This is a genomic window from Nocardia gamkensis NBRC 108242, from assembly GCF_001612985.1.
Taxonomy (GTDB): Bacteria; Actinomycetota; Actinomycetes; order Mycobacteriales; family Mycobacteriaceae; genus Nocardia; species Nocardia gamkensis.
On record NZ_BDBM01000006.1, the window covers coordinates 163,642 to 188,750 of the forward strand.

At 70.2% G+C, this 25,109-nt stretch carries 1 protein-coding gene; it reads left to right on the forward strand.

Going from position 1 to position 25,109, the window contains the following annotated elements:
- Positions 1 to 389: 389 nt before the first annotated feature.
- Complete coding sequence (locus NG1_RS07120) at positions 390 to 24,848, forward strand: non-ribosomal peptide synthetase (RefSeq protein WP_062969189.1); 24,459 nt, start codon at positions 390 to 392, stop codon at positions 24,846 to 24,848.
- The last annotated feature ends 261 nt before the right edge of the window (positions 24,849 to 25,109 follow it).

Below are 25,109 nucleotides of genomic sequence, written 5' to 3' on the forward strand. Positions count from 1 at the left end.
GGCCGTATTGCTCGAAACGAGATTCGAAACGCCCGGCCTCCGTGCGGAGCTGGGAGGTTTGATACCACTAGACTGACCCGAGCTGCTGTCAGATAGCTTGTCTCGCCAGAGTGTCGATGCTTCACGGTAGATTCAAAAGTTCTGTTTTCAGATTTTGAGACGACTGAAATGCCGACAAACGGGAGGTGTGGAAGTCGCCGTAGATGTCCGATTCAGTGCCGGACACCGGCGGATCGAGCTACCCGCGAAACCTGAACGGCGCGGCGCAGAGCAGGGGTGGCGCCGCTTCGAAGTAGACGAAGTGCATACAAAGCCAGATTTCGGATGCGGTGGGCCGACGTCCTTCCGTCGTGCTTTCGCGCGTCCGGGTATGAATAAGGGGTCATGCGATGAATCTGAAGTCAGACGGAACCGCCGACGGCGATCAGGGGCTGATTCCGCTCTCGAGTGCGCAGTACGGTATGTGGCTCGCGGACCATATGCCCGGTGGACCGGCTGTCAACATCGCACACTGCGTCGAGATCAAGGGCCCGGTGGACCACGACGTGTTCACGCGGGCGGTGAACGACGGCGGGCACGAGACCGAGTCCCTCGTGGTGCGCGTGGTCGAATCCGACGGTCGGCCGTATCAATTCGTCGACCGCGGCATCATCTACGACGCGCCGGTGCTGGACTTCAGCGATGCGGAGGATCCGGTCGCGGCGGCGATGGAATGGATGCGCCGCGACTACAACACCAAGGCAGTCGACCTCGGCCGCGACCGGCTCACCGAGACGAGGCTCATCCGGGTCGGTGCGGACCACTACTTCTGGTATGGCCGCGCGCACCATCTGGTGATCGACGGGTACGGCGCCTTCAACAGCCTGACCCGGATGGCCGAGCACTACAACGCGCTGCTGGAGGGCAGGCCTCCGACACGACTGGACGCGGCGAGCCTGCGCGACATCGTCGAAGCGGAGCGTGCCTATCGCGCCAGTTCGCGCTACGAGGCGGACAAGACATTCTGGCTGAACAAGGTATCCGACCTGCCCACGCCGGTCAGCCTGTCCGGCCGCACGGCCCGTTTCGGCAAGGTCGACCGCGTGGCCGGCTTGCAGCTGCCCGCGCACCTGTCCGACCGGCTCGACCGTTTCGCCGACGAGGTGAACGCCTCGGCCGCGCAGGTGGTGATCGCCGCGTTCGCCGCCTTCCTCGCCCGGATGACCGGCACCGAGGATGTCGCGTTGTCGCTGCCGGTGACCGCGCGTGTGACCAAGCGCCTGCGCAACGCCGCCGCGATGCTGGCGAACATGGTGCCGATCCGTTTCGCCGTGCACCACTCGACCACCGTGGAGGAACTGGTCCGCGCCTCGGTGTCGGAGATCGTCTCGGCGATGCGCCACCAGCTGTACCGGTTCGAGGATCTGCGCCGCGACTCGGCCGCGATCGACTCCTCCGCGAATTCGTTCGGCCCGATCGTGAACATCCTGTTCTTCGACTCCGAGATTCGTCTCGGCTCGGCCGTCGGCCGCTACCGCGCGCTGACCTCCGGCGCGCTCGACGATCTGCAACTCAACCTGTACCGCTCGGGCGCGGACGCCCCGTTGCTGATCGAGCTGCACGGCAATCCGAACCTCTACGGGCAGGACGAACTCGAGTCGCACGCCGACCGGTTCCTCGATTTCCTGCACCGGATGATGGACTCGCCCCTGGACACCCGCATCGGTGACCTCCAGCTCGTCGGACCCGCCGAGGAACTGCGCATCGTCGAGGAACTCGCCGGCCACGACGGCGAATCTCCCTCCGCCACACTGGTGGAACTGCTGACCGAACAGGCGGCGGCCACGCCCTCCGCGGTGGCGGTGACCTCGGACGCCACCACGCTCACCTACCGCGAACTCGACGAACGATCCAATCGGTTCGCCCGCGGGCTCATCGCGCTCGGCGCGGGGCCGGAATCGTTGGTGGCCATCGCGATGCCACGGGACGCGGATCTGATCGTCGCCGTGCTCGGGGTGCTCAAATCGGGCGCAGGGTACCTCCCGCTGGACACGGCCCATCCGGCCGAACGGCTCGAATACGTACTGGGCGACGCGAACCCGATCGCGGTGGTGACGAAGCGAAGCATGCGCGAACAGGTACCGGGCGATCCCGGCCGCGTCGTGCTGTTCGACGACCTTCTCGCCGCGGAGCAGGCCGCGGACCCGATCACCGACGCGGATCGGACCGGCTTGCTGCGCCCCGACCACCTCGCGTACGTCATCTACACGTCCGGATCGACCGGCCGGCCGAAGGGCGTTTCCATCACCCACCGCGCCGTGTCCACCTATCTGGTGAACTCGTGCGCCGAGATCGGCATCCGGTCCGACGATGTCTGGACGTTGTTCCACTCCTTCGCCTTCGACTACTCGGTCTGGGAGATCTTCGGTGCGCTGATCACCGGCGGCCGGATCGTCGTCGTGGACAGTCTCACCTCCCGATCGCCGGACGACGTGGTGCGTCTGGCGGCGCGCGAACGGGTCACGGTCTTCAGCCAGACGCCGTCGGCGTTCTACCAGTTCGCGGCCGCCCGACAGCGCTACGCGCACGCCGGGGAGCCCGAAGGCGAGCTGTCGCTGCGGCTGGTCGTCCTCTCGGGTGAAGCTCTCGATCCGGCCGCGCTGGCCGACTGGTACGAGCACAACCCGAATCTGCCGGTCCTGGCCAACAGCTATGGAATCACCGAGACCACCGTCTTCGTCACCTACACCGACCTCACACCGGACATCGCCGTTCCTGGCGCACCGAGCACGGTCGGACCGGCGTTGCCGGGCTTGCGGACATATGTCCTGGACGAGCGTTTGCGTCCGTGCCCGCTCGGCGCCTGGGGCGAGATCTACGTCGCGGGCGCACAACTCGCTCGCGGCTACCTCCGGCGACCGGCGCTGAGCGCGGGACGTTTCGTCGCGAATCCGTTCGGGCTGCCGGGAGAGCGCCTCTACCGCAGCGGGGACGTGGCGCGCTGGAATCACAAGGGCGAGCTGGAATATCGCGGCCGCGCCGACCAGCAGGTGCAGTTGCGCGGGTTCCGGATCGAGCTGGACGAGATCCGCAACGCGCTGCTGAGCCATGACAGCGTCGCCACGGCGGTCGTCGTCGTGCATCTGGCGGGTACGGAGGCCGCCCGGCTGGTCGGCTACGTCGTACCCGCCGTCGGCGCGAGCTGCGAGCCGGACGCCCTGCGCACGCACGTCGCCGGGATGCTGCCGGAATACATGGTGCCGTCGAGTGTCGTCGTGCTCGAGGCGGTGCCACTGACCGTGAACGGCAAGGTGGACTACCGGGCGCTGCCCGAGCCGGTCTTCGATTCGGCCGCCGCGTACGTGGCGCCACGCACGGTGGTGGAGGAGTCGATCGCGGACGTCTTCGCGGAGGTTCTCGGCACCGACCGGGTGGGCGTGTTCGACAGCTTCTTCGAACTCGGCGGAAACTCGATCACCGCGACCAGCGCGGCCGTGCGCATCGCGGAGGTGACCCGGTGCGACGTGTCGGTCCGCGACCTGTTCGTCAAGCAGACCGTCGCCGAACTCGCCGCGCACCTCGAGGACGGTGGCCGCTCCGGCAGGCCCGTGCTGCGCGCGGTAGCCAGGCCCGAGCCCATCCCGCTGGCGCCGGCGCAGAACAGGATGTGGCTGGTCAATCAGACCGACCCGGCCTCGGCCGCCTACAACATCCCGCTGATCGTGCAACTGACCGGACGTCTCGACACCGCGGCGCTGCGAGCCGCGCTGACCGACGTGATCGATCGGCACGAATCGCTGCGCACCGTCTACCCCGCCGTGAACGGCGAGGGGATCCAGGTCGTGCTGCCCGCCGAAGAGGTTGTCGCCGGTCTCGACCTGACCCCGCGGCCGACCGATCCGGACGACATCGAGCAGCGGATCCGCGAGCTGGCCTCGGTCGGGACCGATCTGCGCGAACGCGCCCCGATCCGGGTGGCGCTGCTGGCCACGACCGACCGCTCGCGACATGTCCTGGCCGTGGTCCTGCACCACATCTGCTGTGACGGATCCTCGCTGCCGCCGCTCGCGGTCGATGTCGCCGTCGCCTACGAGGCGAGGGTGCAGGGGAAGAAGCCGGACTGGGAACCCTTGAGCGTCCAATACGCCGACTACAGCGTCTGGCATCACAGCCTGCTCGGCGACCCGGACGATCCGGAGTCGCGTGCCGCCCACCAGCTGCGGTATTGGTCGCAGCGATTGGCGGGCATGCCGCCGGTCCTGGAGCTGCCCGCCGATCGTCCGCGCCCGGCCCGCCAATCCATGCGCGGCGACGTCGCGGACACCGTGATCCCCGCCGAGACCTTCGCCGGAATCGAGCGGCTGGCCCGCGCGGCCAACGTCACGACGTTCATGGTGGTCCACGCCGCGCTGGCCGTGCTGCTGGCGCGGATGTCGGGTTCGGCGGACATCACCATCGGCACTCCGGTCGCCGGCCGCGGCGAGCGTGCGCTCGAGCCGCTCATCGGCATGTTCGTCAATACCGTGCCGCTGCGCACCGAGGTGTCCTTCGAGGAGTCGTTCACCGAGTTCCTGGCGCGGGTCAAGGACATCGACGTCGATGCCTTCGCCAACAGCGACCTGCCTTACGAGCGTGTCGTGGACGAACTGCATCCGAAGCGGTCGATGGCGTACGCGCCGCTGTGCCAGGTGTATCTGGCGTTCGAGAACATGGACCGGGCGAGCCTGGAGCTGTCCGAGCTCACCGTCGAGCTGCTGGATCCCGGCGCCGAACCGGCGAAAGTCGACATCATCGTCACCGTCGCCGAGAACACCGCGGCGGGTGGGGATGTCGCGCTGCGCATCAACTACGCCACGGACCTCTTCGACCGGGAGACCGTCGAAGAACTCGCCGAGCGGCTGAACCGGATGCTCGACGCGTTCGTGTCCAATCCCCGGGCCCGGGTCGGCGAAGTGGATCTGTTGTCCGGTGTCGAGCGGCTGGGGTTGGTCCCGGCCTCCGGCGGTCGCGCCGAGAAGCCCCGGGTGCTGGCGGATGTGCTGCTGGTCGGTGATCGCACCGCGCCGGCCGTGGTGGCGGGCGCTCGGGTGCTCTCCTACGGGGAGCTGGACGAGTGGTCGAATCGTCTCGCGCGAGTACTGATCGACTGGGGTGTCGGGCCGGGGGACCAGGTCGCGCTGGCGATGGGGCGTTCGGTGGAGTTCGTGGTCGGTGTGTGGGCGGTGGCGCGTGCCGGTGCCGCGTTCGTCCCGGTGGATCCGCGTTACCCCGGCGAGCGGGTGGCGCACATGGTCGCGGACTCGAATGTGGAGGTCGCGCTCACCGTCGAGGCCTCGAGCACCCTTCTTCCCGGTCATGTGCGGCAACTGATCCTCGACCATCCGGGCACCGAGGCGTTCGTCGCGACGCAGTCCCCGGCCCCGGTGACCGACGCCGATCGCGTGCGCGCCTGCCGGATCGCCGACGCGGCCTACGTGGTGTACACCTCGGGCTCGACCGGCAAGCCGAAGGGCGTGGCGGTCACGCACGAGGGCTTGGCGAATTTCGCGATCGAGCAGCGTGAGCGCTACCGCGTCGATCGCAGGTCGCGCGTGTTGCAGGTGGCCGCGCCCGGCTTCGACGCGGTGATGCTGGAGCTGCTGATGGCGCACGCGAACGGCGCCCTGCTCGTCGTGTCGCCGCCGGAGGTGTTCGCCGGGGCGCAGCTGGCGGAATTGATTCGCGCCCAGGAGGTCTCGCACGCGTTCGTGACGCCCAGCGTGCTGGCGACGATGTCGCCCGCCGGTCTCGATTCGCTGCAGGTGCTGGTGGCCGGCGGGGAAGCGGTGTCGGCCGAGACGGTCGCGGTATGGGCGCCGGGGCGGCGGCTGCACAACGGGTACGGTCCCACCGAGACCACCATCATGGTCGCGATCAGCGATCCGCTGTGCGTCGGCGACCCGGTCACCATCGGTGGCCCGATCCGCGGCGTCGACGCGGTGGTGCTGGACGAACGGCTGCGGCCGGTCCCAGTGGGGGTGACCGGTCAGCTGTACGTCTCGGGTGTGCAGTTGTCGCGCGGGTATCTCAACCGGCCCGCGTCCACGGCCGCCACGTTCGTGGCCAACCCGTACGGCCCCGCGGGCACCCGTATGTACGGCACCGGCGACCTGGCGCGCTGGACGGCCGATCACACTCTGGAATACCTGGGGCGCACCGACTTCCAGGTGAAGATCCGCGGCCAGCGCATCGAACTCGGCGAGATCGAAGCCGTCCTCGCCGGACATCCGAGCGTCGCGGCAGCGGTCGTGGTGGGCGTGCAGGCCGAGAGCGGATCACGGCTGGCGGCGTACGTCGTGCCCGCGTGCGGCGCCGTCGAGACCGCGGAGCTGACGAAGTACGCGGCACAACGCCTGCCGTCGCACATGGTCCCGGACACGGTCATGGTGCTCGAGACCCTGCCGCTGTCGTCGGTGGGCAAGGTCGATCGCGCCGCGCTGCCGGAACCGGAATTCGCGCCCGCCGTGGAGTTCGTCGCGCCGCGCAACGCGACCGAGCAGATCGTCGCCGACATCTGCGCGGGCGTGCTGGGCATCGACCGCGTCGGCGTGCTCGACAGCTTCTTCGATCTCGGCGGCAACTCGCTGTCGGCCACCCGCGCGGCGGCGCAGCTCAGCGGCGCGTTCGGTGTCGAGGTACCCCTGCGCGCCATCTTCGAGACGCCGACCATCGGTGCGCTGGCCGAACGCCTGCGCAGTGCCGACACGGCGACCCGGGTGCCGCTGGCGCCGCAGGAACGCCCGGACCGGATCCCGCTGTCGCCCGCTCAGGCCCGCATGTGGTTCCTCAACCAGTTCGACACGAGCTCGCCGGTCTACAACATTCCGCTGGTCGTACGGATGTCGGGTGACCTCGACGTGGCCGCGATGCACGCGGCCGTCGCGGACGTGCTGGAACGGCACGAGGCGCTGCGAACCGTCTACCCGGACAGCGACAGCGGGCCGCACCAGGTGATCGTACCGGTGGAAACGGCGCTGCCCCCGTTGACACCGGTGCCGGTCGCGCCCGGCGAGGTCGAGGCGCGCGTCGCCGCCGAGGTCACGGTGGGCTTCGACGTCACCACCGAGGTTCCGTTCCGGGTCGCGTTGCTGCGCAGCGCACCCGGCGACCATGCCTTGGTGCTCGTCGTCCATCACATCAGCTTCGACGGGTCCTCGCTCGCGCCGCTGGCCGCGGACCTGATGACCGCCTACCGGGCCCGGGTCGGGCGCCAGGCGCCGCAGTGGGCGCCGTTGCCGGTGCAGTACGCCGATTACGCGCTGTGGCAACGGAAGATGCTGGGCAGCGAGGACGATCCGCACAGCCCGACCGTCGCCCAGACGCGGTACTGGCTCGCGGCCCTCGCCGACCTGCCCGAGGTGCTGGATCTGCCGACCGACCGTCCGCGGCCCGCGAAGCAGTCGTTCCGCGGCGCGACGGTCTCGGCCGTCCTGCCCGCGGATCTGCATCGTGCGGTGGTCGCCTTGGCCCGCCGGCACGACGCGACGGTCTTCATGGTGATGCACGCGGCCTACGCGGCGTTGCTGGCGCGGCTGTCCGGCACCGGGGACATCGCGGTCGGCACACCGATCGCCGGTCGTGGCGAGCCGGGGTTGGACGGCTTGGTCGGCATGTTCGTCAACACGCTGGTGTTGCGGACGTACATCGCGCCCGGCGCGTCCTTCGTCCGGATCCTGGATCAGGTCAGGGCCACCGACCTCGCCGCGTTCGAGAACGCCGACATCCCGTTCGAGCGTCTGGTCGAGGTGCTCAATCCGCCGCGCTCGACGGCACACGCGCCGCTGACCCAGGTCGGCTTCTCGTTCCAGAACATCGAGATCCCCACGGTGCGGTTCGAGGGTCTGACGGTCTCGGCGCAGATGGCCGATCCGAGCGTGGCGAAGTACGACCTGCACCTGAATCTGGTCGACGCCTTGGAGCCGGTTGGCGAACCGGGCGACATGGCAGTCGAATTCGGCTATGCGACAGATCTTTTCGACGAGGCGACGGTCGCGGCGATGTTCGACCGCTATCTGCTGTTGCTGCGCGCGATCGTCCTCGATCCCACCCGCGCCATCGGCGACATCGATCTGCTGACCGAGCAGGAGGCGCTGCGGATCGCGCAGCGGTCGAGCGGTGCGGCCACGCGGGCTCCGGCGGTGACGGTCGCGGACTTGTTCGCCGTGCAGGTCGCACTGACTCCGGAATACCCGGCGGTGATCGACGCCGTGAGCGGGGCGCGGCTGGATTACCGGCAATTCGGTGCGCGGGTGAATTCCCTGGCCCGTGCGCTGATCCGGCGCGGGGCAGGCCCGGAAACCGTGGTGGCGGTGGCGATGCGCCGCTCGGTGGATCTGCTGGCCACGCTGTACGCCATCCATGCGGCGGGGGCGGCCTACTTGCCGCTGGATCCGGACCACCCGGCCGACCGGGTGCGTGCCGTCCTCTCCGCCGCGCGGCCGGTCGCGGTGCTCACCCGTCCGGACGACCGGGCGAATCTGCCCACCGGCGTGTCGGTCTGGGCGCTCGGCGACCTCGAGGCCGAGGTTTCGGACGGATCGGCGCTGACCGATGCCGACCGGACGCGGCCGCTGCGCCCGGAGGATCTGGCCTACGTCATCTACACCTCCGGTTCGACGGGTGTGCCCAAGGGCGTGGCCGTCCCGCACGCGGCGGTGGTGAACCAGTTGCGCTGGATGCGCGAGCACTACCGCCTCGGCGGCGACGACGTCATGCTGCTGCGCACGCCCGTGACGTTCGACCTGTCGGTGTGGGAGCTGTTCTGCGCGCCGACCTGTGGCGCGGCGCTGGTCGTCGCCGGTCCCGACGCGCAGAGCGATCCGCGTGAGGTTGCCCGGCTGCTGGCCGAGTACGGGGTGACCACGGTGGATTTCGTGCCGTCGTTGCTCTCGGCGTTCCTCGAGGTGGCCGCCCCGCGGCAGTTCCCGGCCCTGCGGCGTGTGTTGTGCATCGGGGAGGCGCTCCCGGCCGAAACGGTTCGCCGTTTCCGGGAATTCAGCGATGCCCGCATCGACAACCTGTACGGCCCGACGGAGGCGGCGGTCAGCGTCACCGCGCATCGGATCGACACGGTCGAGGGCGTGGCCGTACCGATCGGCGTGCCCGAGGCGAATGTGACCGTGCACGTGCTGGATTCGCGGTTGCATCCGGTGCCGGTGGGCGTCACCGGTGAGCTGTACCTCGGCGGTGTCCAGCTGGCGCGCGGATACCACGACCGTCCGGGCCTGACCGCGGCGACGTTCGTCGCCGATCCCTTCGGCGGCGCGGACGGCGCGCGCCTCTACCGCACCGGCGACCTCGTTGGCTGGGACGAGGCCGGCGACCTGCGCTACCTCGGCCGCGCCGACACCCAGGTGAAGGTGCGCGGCCTGCGCATCGAACTCGGCGACATCGAAGCCGCGCTGATCGCGCACGAGCAGGTGCACGCGGCGGTCGCACAGGTACGCGCCGACGGCGGCGAGCAGCGGCTGGTCGTCTACGTGGTCGCGGACGCGGCGCTCGACGTACGGCAGGTCCGGGGCTTCCTGCTGGATCGGCTGCCTGCCTACATGGTGCCGTCGTCGGTGACCCGGATCGACTCGATTCCGCTCAACGCCAACGGCAAGGTGGACTACCGGGCGTTGCCCGAGCCGGACCCTGGTGTCCAGGAGTCCGAGTTCCGTGCGCCCCGGGGCCTGGTGGAACAGGCGATCGCCGGGGTCTTCGCGGAACTGTTCGACCGGCCCGAGATCGGCGCGGACGACAATTTCTTCGAGCTGGGCGGCAACTCGCTGGTCGCGACACGCGCGCTGAGCCGGATCGGCGACGTCGTGGACGTGACCATTCCGGTGCGCGCGATCTTCGAGGCCCCGACCGTGGCCGGTCTGGCCGAGCGGATCGCCCGGTTGCGCGCGGTGCCGAGTCTTCCGGCGCCGACCGCGGCCCCGCGGCCGGACCGTATCCCGCTGTCGCACGCGCAGACCCGGATGTGGTTCCTCAACCAGTTCGATCCGGCGGCCCCCGGATACATTGTGCCGCTGGCGATTCGATTGGAGGGCGAGCTCGATCCGGCGGCCTTGACGGCCGCTGTCGGCGATGTCGTCGAGCGGCACGAGAGCCTGCGCACCATGTACCCGGCGGTCGACGGTACGCCCACCCAGGTCGTGCTGAACGCCGAGGACGTGCTGGTGACGTGCGACCTCACCCCGCAGGCGGTGGGCGAGCGGGAACTGCCGCACCGGCTGGCCGAGTTCTGCGGCACCGGATTCGACGTGGCCGTGGGCGTGCCACTGCGCGTGGCGCTGTACCAGTTGTCCGACCAGGCGTGGACGCTGGCGCTGGCCGCCCACCACATCGCCTGCGACGGCTTCTCGGTGGCTCCGCTGGCCGCCGACCTGGTGACGGCGTATCGAGCGCGCTCCGGTGGTGCCGCGCCGGACTGGGCGCCGCTGCCCGTGCAATTCGCCGACTACGCCCTGTGGCAGCGTGCGGTCCTCGGCTCCGCGGACGACCCGGACTCGTACGTGGCCCGCGACATCGCCTACTGGCGAACACAACTCGCGGGCGTGCCCGATCTGCTCGAGTTGCCGACCGACCGGCCGAGGCCGCTCGAACAGTCCCAGCGCGGCGCGGTGCTCCAGGTGCCCATCCCCGGGGAACTGCAAGGCCGGGTGGAAGCGCTGGCGCGGCGGTCCGGGGCCACCACGTTCATGGTGGTGCACGCGGCCCTGGCGGTGCTGCTGTCGCGGCTGTCCGGCAGCGACGACGTCACCGTCGGCGTGCCGCACGCGGGCCGCGGCGACCGGTCGCTGGACGGCATGGTCGGAATGTTCGTCAACACCTTGGTGATGCGGACGCCGATCACGCTCGACCAGACCTTCGCGAGCCTGCTGGACCAGGTGCGGCGCACCGACATCGAGGCGTTCGACCATGCCACCGTGCCGTTCGAGCAACTGGTGGACGCGCTGAACCCGGTGCGCTCGACCGCGCACACGCCGCTGTTCCAGGTGCTGCTGGCCTACCAGAACATGGCGCGGGCTCGCGTCGAGCTGCCGGGGCTGATCGTGGAGAACGTGGACCCGGGCGACAGCGCGGCGATCTACGACCTGCTGCTGATGGTGAGCGAAAGCCACGGCACGCACAACGAGCCGACCGGCATGACGCTGCGCCTGACCTACGCCACTGACCTCTTCGATGAGGACACGGTGCGGCGCTTCGCCGACCGATTCGTCGGAGTGCTCGACGCCGCGGCTCGAAACGCCGAGGCCACCGTCGGCGAGATCGGGTTGCTCGACGAGGCGGAGCGGTCGCGGGTGCTGGAACGGTGGAACGACACCGGAGGTTCCGCCGCACCCGGCCGTACGCTCGTGGATGTCTTCGACGAACAGGTCGCGCGCACCCCGGACAACACGGCGCTGCGACTTCCGGACGGCAGTACCTCGACCTACCGGGAGTTCGACGCACGGGTCAACCAGCTGGCCCGCTGGCTCATCGCACGCGGCGCCGGGCCGGAAACGATCGTGGCGGTGGCCGTCCGCCGGTCGGCCGAACTCGTCACGGCTGTCTACGCGGTGGTGAAGGCCGGCGCGGCGTTCCTGCCGATCGACCCGGACCACCCGAGCGCACGGATCGCGCACGTACTGGGCGCGGCCGGTCCGCTGCTGGTGCTGACGACCGCGGCCGATGGCGGCGACCTGCCGGAGGGTTTCGAGTACGCGCCGATCGACCGGCTCGACGTGACCGATCTGTCCGGCGACCGCATCACCGACGCGCAGCGGCGCACACCGCTTCGGCCGAACCATCTGGCCTACGTGCTGTTCACCTCCGGGTCCACCGGCGTCCCCAAGGGCGTGGCCCTGACCCATGCCGCCACCGTGAGCCAGTTGGCGTGGGCGCAGCGGCAGTGGCCGCACGGAACGTCCGACGCCGTGCTGTACAAGACGCCGATCACGTTCGACATCGCCGTGTGGGAGCTGTTCTGGCCGTTGCAGACCGGTGCGCACATCGTCGTCGCCGAACCGGACGGACATCGCGACCCGGCGTACCTGGCGGACGTCATCGCGCGGCACGAGATCACCACCGTTCACTTCGTGCCGTCGATGCTCGATGTCCTGCTCGAATCCGCGGGTGTCGCCGAACTCCCCTCGGTCCGGCAGGTGTTCGTCGCGGGTGAGGCGCTGGCGCAACGCACGGTCGACGCCGCGGCGCACGTCTTCACGCGGGCGGAGGTGGTGAACTGGTACGGGCCCGCGGAGGCGGAGGTGGTCACCGCCCAGCGGTGCGCGCCGCGGGCGACGACCGCCGCGACGGTGCCGATCGGAGCGCCTGCCGCGGGCATGAGGGTCTATGTCCTGGATGCGCGATTGCGGCCGGTGCCCGTCGGGGTGGTCGGTGAGCTGTACGTCGCGGGCGTCCAGTTGGCGCGCGGCTACCACGCGCGCGCCGGACTCACCTGCGCCGCGTTCCTCGCGAACCCGTTCGGTGCGGCGGGGGAGCGGCTGTACCGAACGGGTGACCTGGTTCGCTGGCGCAAGACCGGGGAGTTGGAGTACCTGGGCCGCAGCGACTTCCAGGTGAAGGTGCGCGGTCAGCGGGTGGAGCCCGGTGACATCGAAGCCGCGCTGCGCGCGATTCCGCAGGTGGCGCGTGCGGTGGCCATCGTGACCACCGAACGCATCGTCGGATACGTGACCTCGGTTCCCGGCGCGGTGATCGACGGCCGCGCGATCCGCGAACAGCTGACCCGCACACTGCCGTCCTACTTGGTGCCGGACGGTGTGCAGGTGCTGGAGGCGATGCCGCTCACCGCCAATGGCAAGCTCGACCGGTCGGCGCTGCCCCGGCCGGTGTTCGACGACGGCGAAACCTTCGTCTCGCCGCGCACCGACGCCGAGGCGGTGCTGGCGCGCCTGGTCGCCGAACTCACCGGCGCGGACCGGGTGAGCGTGACGGCGAACCTCTTCGAGATCGGCGTGAACTCGCTCTCGGCCGCCCAGCTCGCGGCGCGGGCCCAGGCAGCCGTCGGTGTCGACGTCGGCATCCGGGACGTGTTCGACGCGCCGACGATCGCCGCTCTGGCCGAACGGATTTCGACGCGGTCCCGGTCCACGGTGGTTCCGCTGACCGCGCGGCAACGTCTCGGTGCGGTTCCGTTGGCGGCGGCGCAACGGCGGATCTGGTTCCTCAACCAGTTCGACACCGCCTCGGCGGCCTACAACATCTGCTTCGCGGCCCGGCTGACCGGCTCGCTCGACACCGATGCGCTGCGGGCGGCATTCCTCGACGTGGTGACCAGGCACGAGCCGTTGCGGACGGTGTATCCGCTCGTGGACGGCGAACCCTGCCAGGTCGTGCGGGATGTCGCGGCGATCGGCGCGGACGTGACGTTCGCACCGGAGCCGGTCGACGGCGAGGCGGAACTGGCCGACCGCATCCGGGAAGACGTCGAAGCGGGATTCGACATCACGGAGTCGGCGCCCGTGCGGGCGCGGCTGTATCGCAGCGCGCGCGACGCGCACGTGCTGGTGGTCGTGGTCCATCACATCGCGGCCGATGGCGCGTCGATGGCTCCGCTGGCCCGCGATGTGTTCGCCGCCTACCGGGCGCGGGTGAGCGGCCACGCGCCGCGGTGGGAACCGCTGGAGGTGCAGTACGCCGACTACGCGATGTGGCAGCAGGAGTCGCTCGGTTCGGAGGACGACCCGTCGTCGCTGATCGCGCGGCAGATCGGTTACTGGACCGACGCTCTCGACGGATCCCCGGAGCTGCTGGCCCTGCCGACGGACCGGCCGCGCCCGGCCACCGTCTCCACCGCGGGCGGCAACATCCGGTTCGAGATGCCGGCGCGGCTGCACGACGAGATCGTGCGGCTGGCCCACCGCGAGGGCGTCACCGTGTTCGTGGTCCTGCACGCGGCGCTGGCGATCCTGCTGGCGCGCACCGCGCACAGCGACGACATCTCGGTCGGCACCCCGGTCGCCGGTCGCGGCAGGCCCGAACTCGACGATCTGGTCGGCATGTTCGTGAACACCGTCGTGCTGCGCACGCGGATCGATGACGACCGGTCGTTCCGGGAACTCCTCGCCGAGGTGCGCGACGTGGACCTGGAAGCACTCGCCCACGCCGATCTGCCCTACGAACGGCTGGTCGACGTCATCGGCCGTCCGCGTTCCACGGCGTATTCGCCGCTGTTCCAGGTGATGTTCGGGTTGCAGAACACCCGGGCGGCCCGGTTCGAGCTGCCCGGCATCGGTGTCGAGGTTCTCGACCCCGGTATCGCGCAGGCCAAGGCCGACCTCACCGTGCTGGTGACCGAACGCCGCGAGGGCGATCGGCCCGCCGGGATCGACGGTGAGATCATCTACGCCACCGATCTTTTCGTCGAGTCGACAGCGCATTCGCTGGCCGAGCGGTTCGTCCGGGTCCTCGAGGCGGTCACTTCCGAGCCGGCGCGGCCGATCGGGCGCATAGGTCTGCTGGGCGCCGCCGACACCGAACGCCTGGTGCCCGCGCGGGGCGGCGACGGCACCCGGCCTTGCCTGCTGCCGGACCTGCTGGCCACGGCCGTTGCCACGGCCCCGTCGGCGGTGGCCGTGATCGGGGACACCGGAACCCTCACCTACGCCGAACTCGATCGCAGGGCCAACCGGCTCGCCCGCCATCTGATCGGCCGAGGCGCGGGACCGGGCGTGTTCGTGGCGCTGGCGGTGCCACGGTCGATCGACTATCACGTCGCCATGTGGGCGATCGCGAAGACCGGCGCCACTTTCGTTCCGGTGGATCTGCGCTACCCCGTCGAGCGGATCGCGCACATGGTCGATGATTCCGGCGTCGCCATCGGCATCACGCTCGCGTCCGCGCGCGCGTCGCTGCCGGACGGCGTGCGCTGGTCGACGCTCGACGATCCCCGCACGGCCGACGAGATCGCGGAACAGTCCGACCGGTCGGTGACCGACGTGGACCGCGGACGTGCTCTGCGGATCGAGGATGCCGCCTACCTGATCTACACGTCCGGTTCGACGGGAACTCCCAAGGGTGTGGTGGTCACGCACGCGGGGTTGGCGAACTTCGCGGCCGAGCAGCGTGATCGCTATCGGGTCGACGGGTCCTCCCGCGTCCTGCAAGTAGCGGCGCCGGCCTTCGACGCGGTGCTGCTGGAAGCGTTGATGGCGCACGCCGCGTGCGCGACGTTGGTCGTCTCGCCGCCGGAGGTGTTCGGCGGCCCGGACCTGGCCGAGTTGATCCGCACGCATCGGGTGACGCACGCCTTCCTGACGCCCAGTGTGCTGGCGACCATGTCACCCGCCGGTCTCGAGTCGGTGCGGATGCTCGCGGTCGGTGGGGAGATGGTGCCCGCGGAGCTGATCGCCACCTGGGCGCCCGGACGGCGGTTGCACAACATCTACGGCCCCACCGAGACCACGATCGTGATCACGATGAGCGATCCGGTGCGGCCCGGCGATCCGATCGCGATCGGCGGCCCGATCCGGGGCGCGGAGGCACTGGTGCTGGACGCGCGCTTGCGTCCGGTGCCGGTCGGGGTCGCGGGGGAGCTGTACCTTTCGGGGGCGCAGCTGGCGCGGGGCTACCTCGGCCGGCGCGCGGTGACGGCCGGCGCGTTCGTCGCGAACCCCTACGGCGGGCCGGGTGCGCGGATGTACCGCACCGGCGACATCGTCCGCTGGACCGCGCAGTGCACCCTGGAGTACGTCGGCCGCAGCGATTTCCAGATCAAGATCCGTGGCCAGCGCATCGAACTCGGCGAGATCGACGCCGCGCTGCTCACCCATCCCGAGGTGGCCGCGGCGGTCACGGTCAGCCGTACCGGACCGAGCGGGCAGCCGCTGCTGGCCGCCTACATCGTGACCGAGGCCGCGACGGCCGTCGACCCGGACGCCGTGCTCGACCACGTCGCGTCGGTATTGCCCGCGCACATGGTGCCGTCGGTGGTCACCGTGCTCGACCGCATGCCGATCACCTCGACCGGCAAGGTGGATCGGAAAGCTCTGCCGGAACCGGTTTTCCGATCCGCCGGGGACGACGCGGGGGAGGCGTCGACGGAGGTGGAGCGCATCGTCGCGGCCGCGTTCGCGGACGTTCTCGGGATCGAGTCGGTCGGCGTCACCACCTCGTTCTTCACCCTCGGCGGCGATTCCATCCTGTCGATCCAGCTGGCTTCGCGGTTGAAGTCGGCGGGTGTCATCGTGACGGCGCGCGACATCTTCGAGCACAAGACCGTCCGGGGGCTGGCGCGGGTCGCCGCGGCCGCCGAACGGGTCTCGCTCGCGGAGTTGCCGGGCGGCGGCGTGGGCGAGGTCCCGTTCACCCCGGTGGTCTCCTGGTTCACCGAGCGTCTCGGCGCCGCCCCGCGGTTCGCTCAGTCGATGCTGGTGCGCTTGCCGCGCGACGCGCGAGTCGACGACGTGACCGCGACGGTGCGGGCAGTGCTCGAACAGCACGACATGCTGCGCGCGCGGCTGCGCGAACAATGCCTGGAGGTGCCGCCGCGCAGCGCCGCGGACGCCGCGAGCGCGGTGTTCACGCGCACCTTCCGCGCCGAGGAGACGCCGGGCAGCGAAGGTTTCACCGCGTTGGTGGAAGCGGCGCTGGGCGAGGCGTCCGACCGTCTCGATCCGGCCGCGGGCCGGATGGTGCAGGTGGTGTGCCTGCTGCCCGAACCCGGTGTGGACGCCGAAGCGCGCGCCCTCGTCGTCGTCCATCACCTGGCGGTCGACGGTGTGTCGTGGCGGATCCTGATTCCCGACTTCGCGACCGCCTGGCAGCAGGTCACGCAGGGACGCGCGGTGGAATTGCCCGCACAGGGCACCTCCATGCGCCGATGGGCGCACGCGCTGGCCGACGCCGCAGCGGCCCGCGCCGAGGAGCTCGAGCTGTGGCACCGGATGGGCGCGGCCCCCGATCCGCTGCTCGGCAGCGCGGTGCTGGATCCCGCCCTCGACACCCACTCGACCGTGCGGCATCTGACGGTGTCCCTCCCGGCCGAGGTCACCGCGGCATTGCTCGACTCTGTGCCCAGGGCCGCGCACGGCAGCGTCGACGACGCGTTGCTGGCCGGTCTGGCGATGGCCACGACACGCTGGCGGCACCGGCGCGGTATCGCGCACGCGGGTGTGAAGGTCCTGCTGGAAGGGCACGGCCGCGCGGAGCAGATCGCCGAGGGCGCGGACGTCTCCCGCACGGTGGGGTGGTTCACCAACACCTACCCGGTGGCGCTCGACCTGAGCGGTATCGAAACGGACGATCCGCGCGCCGCGGTGAAGTCCGTGAAAGACCAGTTGCGCCGAATCCCGGACAAGGGAATCGGTTACGGTCTGCTGCGCTACCTGCACGCGGGCACGTCCGATCGGCTCGCGGCCCTGCCGGAGCCGCAGATCAGCTACAACAACCTCGGCCGGGTGGGCGTCGATCTCACGACGCTGTCGGACCTCGCGTGGATTCCCACCGACGAACCGTTCGACCGGCGGGGCGCCTTCGATCCGGACATGCCAGCGGCCGCGGCGGTCACGATCGACGTGAACATCGTGGACACCGAGGCGGGACCGCGACTGTCGGCGCATGTCGGCTACGCCTCCCGGTTGCTCGAGCACGCCGACGTGGCCGAACTCGTCGACGCGTGGGTCGACGCGGTGACCGGGATCGCCATGGCGGCCCGCGGCGACGAGGACTGGGGCTTCTCACCCGCCGACGTTCCGCTCGTCGCGGTCACGCAGTCGGATCTGGACACGTTCGCCGGGCGCTACGGATCCCTCGGCGATGTCTGGTCGCTGGCTCCGCTGCAGGCGGGCCTGCTGTTCCACGCCGAACTCGCCGCCGGCGATCTCGACGTCTACACGGCGCAATCGACGCTCGCCCTCGCCGGCGTGATCGACGAGGCTCGGCTCGAGCGGTCCGCGGCGGCCTTGCTGGAGCGTCATCCCAACCTGCGCGCCGCCTTCGTCCGAACGGCCGACGGCATTCCGGCACAGGTGATTCCGGCGGCCGCGGTGGTGCGCTGGCGACGGGTCGATCTGCGCGACGGCACGACGACACCGGAGGAACTGATCGAGGCCGAGCGGGCGGTCCCGTTCGATCCCGCCGATCCGCCGCTGCTGCGGTTCCTGCTCATCGCCGTGGCGCCGCAGGACTTCCGGCTCGTGCTGACGGCACACCACCTGCTGCTGGACGGCTGGTCGTTGCCGTTGCTGTGGCGCGAGCTGATCGGGCTGTACGCGGTGAGTGCGCGCGCCGAACTGCTGCCCGCCGCGGCGTCGTACCGCGGCTACCTGGAATGGCTGGATCGGCGCGAACCGTCCGCCGGTGTCGAGGCGTGGCGCGAAGCCCTCGGTGAATTCACCGAACCCACGGTGGTCGCCGATGCGCGCACGCACACGACGGTCGGCATCCCGGTCGACCTGGCGGTGGTCCTGGATCACGCCGCCACCACCGAACTGGTGGAATTCGCCCGGACACGGGCGGTGACCATGGCGACGATCGTGCAGTTCGCCTGGGCGGTGGTCCTGGGCAACCTGCTCGGCGTCGAGCGCGTGGTATTCGGCAGCACGGTCTCCGGACGTCCCGCCGACCTGCCCGGCGTGGAATCGATGATCGGCTTGTTCATCAACACGATTCCGGTGCCCGTGCACGTCCAGCGGACTTCGACCATCGAGGACGCGTTGCGGCGGTTGCAGGCCGACAACACCCGCCTGCTCGATCATCACGACGTCGAGCTGTCCCGGATCCTGTCGGCCGCAGGCGCTGCCCAGCTGTTCGACACCCTGGTCGTCTTCGAGTCGTACCCGGTCGACAGCAGCGGCCTGGGCGACGCGGACATCGACGGCATGCGGGTGGTCGCGGCGGACGGCAGCGATGCCGCGCACTACCCGATCACCGTGCAGGCCCACCAGACCGACCGGCTGCACGTCATGATCCGCTACCAGCGGGCACGCGTGGACGACCGGACGGCCGCGGGTCTGGCCGCCCGCCTCGAGACCGTGCTGCGCGCCATCACGAGCGATCCGCGGGCGCGGCTGGACAGGCTCGACCTGTTGTCCGCGGCCGAGCGCCGTGATCTGGTGCCCGCCGGCGGTGGCCGCACCGAATCGCCCCGGTTGCTGGCGGAGTTGCTGTCCGCCGGTGCCGCGGCGGATCCGGCAGCGGCGGCGGTGGTCTCGAACGAATGCACGATGTCCTACGCCGAGCTGGACGCCTGGTCGAACCGTGTCGCGCGCGAGCTGATCGACTGGGGTGTCGGCCCGGGCGACCAGGTGGCGTTGGCGATGGCGCGGTCGGTGGATTTCGTGGCAGGCATGTGGGCGGTCGCCAAGACCGGGGCCGCGTTCCTGCCCGTGGATCCACGGAATCCGGCAGAACGCGTCGGGCACATGGTCGCCGACTCGCAGGTGCGGGTCGCGATCACGGTGGGCGCGTCGCGAGAGCTGGTACCCGACCCCGTCCGGCGGCTGGTGCTCGACGATCCCGAAACCCGGAAGGCGATCGCGGCGCGGTCCTCGGCCGCGGTGACGGACCGGGACAGGGTGCGCAAGCCGCATCTTCGCGACACGGCCTACGTGCTGTACACCTCGGGCTCGACCGGCACGCCGAAGGGCGTCGCCGTCACCCACGAGGGACTGGCCAATTTCGCCGCCGTGCAACGTGATCGCTTCGGCGTGGACACCCGGTCGCGGGTACTGAACGCGTCCGCTCCCGGTTTCGACGTGGTGGTCCTCGAGCTGCTGCTGGCCCATACCAACGGCGCGGTGCTCGTGGTGCCGCCGCCGGACGTCTTCGGTGGCTCGGAACTGGCGGAATTCATTCGCGCGCAACGTGTCTCGCACTCGTTCATGACGCCGAGCGTGCTGTCGACGATGGACCCGAAGGGGTTGGATTCCCTCCGCGTGCTGATGGCGGGCGGTGAGGCGGTGACACCGGAGATCGTCACGCAGTGGTCGCCGGGACGGCGACTGCTGAACGGATACGGTCCGACCGAGACGACGATTCTGGCCGGTATCAGTGCTCCGCTGTATCCCGGCGAAACCGTCACGATCGGTGGTCCGATCCGCGGGGTCGAGGCCGTGGTGCTGGACGCGTGGCTGCGACCGGTGCCGGTCGGCGTGGTCGGCGAGCTGTATCTCGCCGGAGTGCAACTGGCCCGCGGATACGTGAACCGGCCGGCGGCGACATCGGGCGCGTTCGTGGCGAATCCGTTCGGCGCGCCGGGGTCACGCATGTACCGCACCGGAGACCTGGCTCGCTGGACCCCGGAACACACCGTGGAATACCTCGGCCGCGGCGACTTCCAGGTCAAGATCCGCGGTCAACGCATCGAGCTCGGTGAGATCGAGGCCGTTCTCGCCGGACAGCCCGGTGTGGAACACGCGGTGGTCGTGCTGCGCAAAGACGAGCGCGGCGTCGGCAGGCTCGTCGGCTACCTGGTCGGCTCCGAGGACCTGGATCCGGAAGATGTCCGGGCCGCGGCGCGGCTGCGGCTGCCCGCGCACATGGTGCCCGACCTGTGCATGGTGCTCGCCGAATTCCCGCTCACCCGAACCGGGAAGCTCGATCGCATGGCGCTTCCCGCACCGGAGTTCTCGGCGGCGCGGGCCTGGACCGCTCCGCGGACCGAAACCGAACGGCACGTCGCGGAGGTCTTCGGCAACGTCCTCGGCATCGACCGGGTCGGAGCCACCGACAGCTTCTTCGACCTCGGCGGCAACTCGCTGTCGGCGACGCGGGTGACCGCCCAGTTGGGCACCGCGCTCGGAGTGAGCGTCGGCGTTCGCGACCTGTTCGAAGCGCCCACGGTCGCCGAACTCGCCGCCCGTCTGGACAACTCCGAACGCACGGTCCGGGTGCCGCTGGTGGCGCGCACCCGTCCGGCACTGGTGCCGTTGTCGCTGGCACAGCAGCGGATGTGGTTCCTCAACCAGCTCGACACCTCCGTCGGCGCGTACAACATCCCGCTGGTGATCCGGCTGACGGGCGACCTCGACATCGACGCGCTGCGCCGTGCGTGCGAGCTGGTCATCGAGCGGCACGAGTCCCTGCGGACCAAGTTCCCGATCACCGACGGGACGCCACACCAGGTCGCGGTCCCCGCCCGGGAGGTTCCGGCCGGGCTGACCGCCGTACCGGTCGAGGCGGAGCGGCTGATGGAGCGCGTGCTCGCCACCGTTTCGGCGAGCTTCGACGTGACGCAGGCGCCGCCGCTGCGCATGGAATTGCTCCGGCTCGGCGACCACGAGCACGTCTTGGTGATCGCCGTGCACCACATCTGCGCCGACGGGCAGTCCATGCTGCCGCTCGCGCGGGACGTGGCGGTGGCCTACCAGGCGAGCAAGCAGGGAACGGAACCGATCTGGCCTGCCCTCGCGGTCCAGTACGCGGACTACGCGCTGTGGCAGCGCGACGTACTCGGTGACGAGCAGGATCCCGGCTCGATCATGTCCCAGCAGCTGCGCTTCTGGAAGGACACGCTCGGCGGGCTGCCCGAGCTGCTCGAGTTGCCCACCGACCTGCCGCGCCCGCCGGTGGCGTCCATGCGCGGCCGGACAGTCGATTTCGAGATCTCCGCTTCGCTGCGGGAGCGCATCGGCGCGGTCGCGCGCACGGCGAACGCGACGGTCTTCATGGTGATGCACGCCGCGCTGACCGTCCTGCTGTCGCGGCTGGCCGGGGTCGGCGACGTCGCGGTGGGCACCCCGGTGGCCGGACGCGGGGAGCGCGAACTCGATGATCTGATCGGCATGTTCGTCAACACCCTCGTGCTCCGGTCGCGGGTGTCGTCGCACCAGTCGTTCGCCGATCTGCTCGCGGCGACCCGCGACACCGATCTGGCGGCGTTCGCGCATGCCGACGTGCCCTTCGAGCAAGTGGTGGAGGCGCTCAATCCACCCAGGTCCACCGCCCACCTGCCGCTGTATCAGGTGACCCTCGATGTCCAGAACCTGAGCGAGGCCGCGTTGAAGCTGCCCGGGCTCACCGTCGAACCGGTCGAGAACGGATTCGAACCGGCGCAGGCCGACCTGAATCTGAACCTGGCCGAACGCGCCGGCGGCGATGGGCAGCCGGACGGCATGCGGGCACGCCTGACCTACGCGACCGATCTGTTCGTCGAGGAGACGATGACCCGGTTCGCGCAGGCCTACGTGCGGATCCTGGAGGAGGTGACCGCTGATCCCGCGATCGCGGTCGGGGACATCGACCTCGCGGGCCCGGCGCAGCGCCGCGAACTGCTCGACGCCGCCGGTAGCGCAGGCGCCGCGGTGGCGGACACGACGCTCGCCGAGCTGTTCACCGTCCAGGCCGCCGCGCGACCGGACGCTATCGCGGTGACCGACGGGGCGTCGCAGCTGACCTACGCGGAGCTGGATCGCCGCGCCGCCGCGGTGGCCGCCCGTCTGGCCGAGCACGGAGTGCGTCCGGAATCGCTGGTGGCCGTGGCCTTGCCACGCACGGTCGACCTGGTGGTGGGCCTGCTCGGAGTCCTGCGCGCCGGCGCGGGATATCTGCCGCTGGATGTGGCGTATCCGACGGAGCGCCTGCGATTCATGCTCGACGACGCTCGTCCGGCCGCGGTGCTCACTTCGGCGGGCATGTCCGCGGCGGTGCCGGAGTGCGCCGCACCGGTACTGCTCGTCGAGGACTGTGCGGACGCTTCCGATCCGGCGGTGGTATCGGGTGCGCGGCCCGGCAACGTCGCCTACGTGATCTACACGTCGGGATCGACGGGCCGCCCGAAGGGCGTGACGGTCAGCCATCGGGAAGCGGTCACCCTGTTCACCAACGCGGCCGAGCGATTCGACCTCGGGCCCGACGACGTGTGGACGATGTTCCATTCCTACGCTTTCGATTTCGCGGTGTGGGAGATCTGGGGCGCGCTGCTGTCCGGTGGCAAGGTGGTCGTGGTGGATTACGACACCTCCAGGTCGCCGGAGACATTCGTGGAGGTCGTGGCCCGGGAGGGCGTGACAGTGCTGAGCCAGACCCCCTCGGCGTTCTACGGATTCGCCGAGGCCGAGCGCCGCTATCGCGAAGTCGGTTGTCCCGCAGGTGATCTCGCTCTGCGGTATGTCGTCTTCGGTGGCGAGGCGCTGGACGCGGCCCGGCTGGACGACTGGTTCGCCGCGCATGCGCCGGGATCGCCGCGGCTGGTCAACATGTACGGCATCACCGAGACGACCGTGCATGTGACGTTCTGCGAGGTCACGCGGACGAGCGCGGCCGGAATCGGCGCTGCGCTCCCGGGGCTGCGGGTGTACGTCCTCGACGACCGGCTGCGTCCGGCGCCGATCGGCGTCGCCGGTGAGATCTACGTGGCCGGTGGCCAGCTCTCGCGAGGCTATCTGGGAGCAGCGGCGCTGACCTCGGGCCGATTCGTGGCCAACCCGTTCGATCGGGACGGCACCCGGCTCTACCGTTCCGGGGACGTGGGGAGGTGGCGGAAGTCAGCGAGCGGCCTGGAACTGGTGTACGCGGGCCGGGCCGACGCGCAGGTGCAGTTGCGCGGCTTCCGCATCGAGCTCGGCGAGGTGGAATCGGCGCTGCTGCGCCACCCGCTCGTCACCCAGGCCGCGGTCACGGTGCACCGGCACGATCGCGGCGTGGACCAGCTGATCGGCTACGTCGTGGGCGTGGACGGCGAGCGGATCGATCCGGCCGAGGTCCGCGAGACCGCCGCTCGGGTGCTGACCGGCTACATGGTGCCCGCGGCGATCATGGTGTTGCCCGCGCTGCCCTTGACGGTCAACGGCAAGCTCGACCGAAAGGCGTTGCCAGCTCCCGAGTTCGAGGAATCGACGTCCGCGTTCGTGGCGCCCCGGACGCACACCGAGAAAGTGATCGGCGAGGTCTACGCGCAGGTCCTCGGCGTCCAGCGTGTCGGGATCACCGACGGTTTCTTCGATCTCGGCGGCAACTCGCTGCTGGCGACGATGGTGGTGACCGAATTGCGCACCCGCGGCGTGACGATCCAGCTGCCGTGGATGTTCGACGACGCGACGCCACGAGCGCTGGCGGCCAGGGCCGACGGCACGGCAGGCGGCTCGGGGCTGCAAGTGTTGCTGCCGCTGCGCGCGCACGGCCGGAAACCCGCGGTGTTCGCGGTACACCCCGCCGGCGGGCTGGCCTGGTTCTACGGCGGCGTGGTCGAACATCTGCACAAGGACCGGCCGGTCTACGGCTTGCAGGATCCGCACGTCGTAGCGGGCGAACCAGGTGCGCATTCCGTCGACGAACTGGCGGAACGCTATGTGGCCGAGATACGCCGAGTGCAACCGAGCGGACCGTATCACCTGCTCGGGTGGTCGCTGGGCGGCGCGATCGCGCACGCCGTCGCGGTCCGGCTCCAGCGCGCGGGTCAGCAGGTCGGCATGCTGGCCATGATGGACAGCGCCGTGGGCGACTCCGAGGCGCTGGCCGCGTCGATGAGTGCCACCGCGAACGAGCCCGCGCCGGGTGAGTTGATGGCCGATCTGCTCGGCGGCTGGCGTGAGCTGTTCGATCTCGGTGCCGAGGTGGCGGCGGACACCCATGAGCAGGCGTGGGCGGTGATCCGCGCCCAGGTGACCGCCACCGGGATGTTCACCGCAGAACAGGTCGACCGGGTGATGGAGAGTTTCGAGACCGCCACCGCCATCGCCCAGCAGTACCGGCCGGACGTCTTCGACGGCGACCTGGTCTTCTTCACCGCAGGTAAGGACCGCGCCGACCACGACGCCGCCGTGCGGACGTGGCGGCCGTTCGTCACCGGCGACCTGCGCAACACGGTCGTCGACGCACGACATCTCGAATTGACCCACCCGCACGCATTGGCCGTCATCGGCCCGATCCTCGAAAGGTTCTTGAACGAATGCTGACGACTTTCGACTGACTGGCCTGCTCGAGATCTACGCCATCCGGCCGGAGACCGTTTGACGCGTTCCACGACCGGTGGGCCGCGGCAGTGCCACCGATACAGGATGTTGGATCCGGCATGGGAACAGTCCGAACTTTCCGGACTGTTCCCATGCCGGTCTGCTCTCCGGGATAGCACGTCCCCGGCGCGGTTTCCCGTGACCGCACTCCGCTGCTGAGTCGTCGTTCCGGCGACGCCCCGGCCGTCGCGGGGCCCGGCCCGG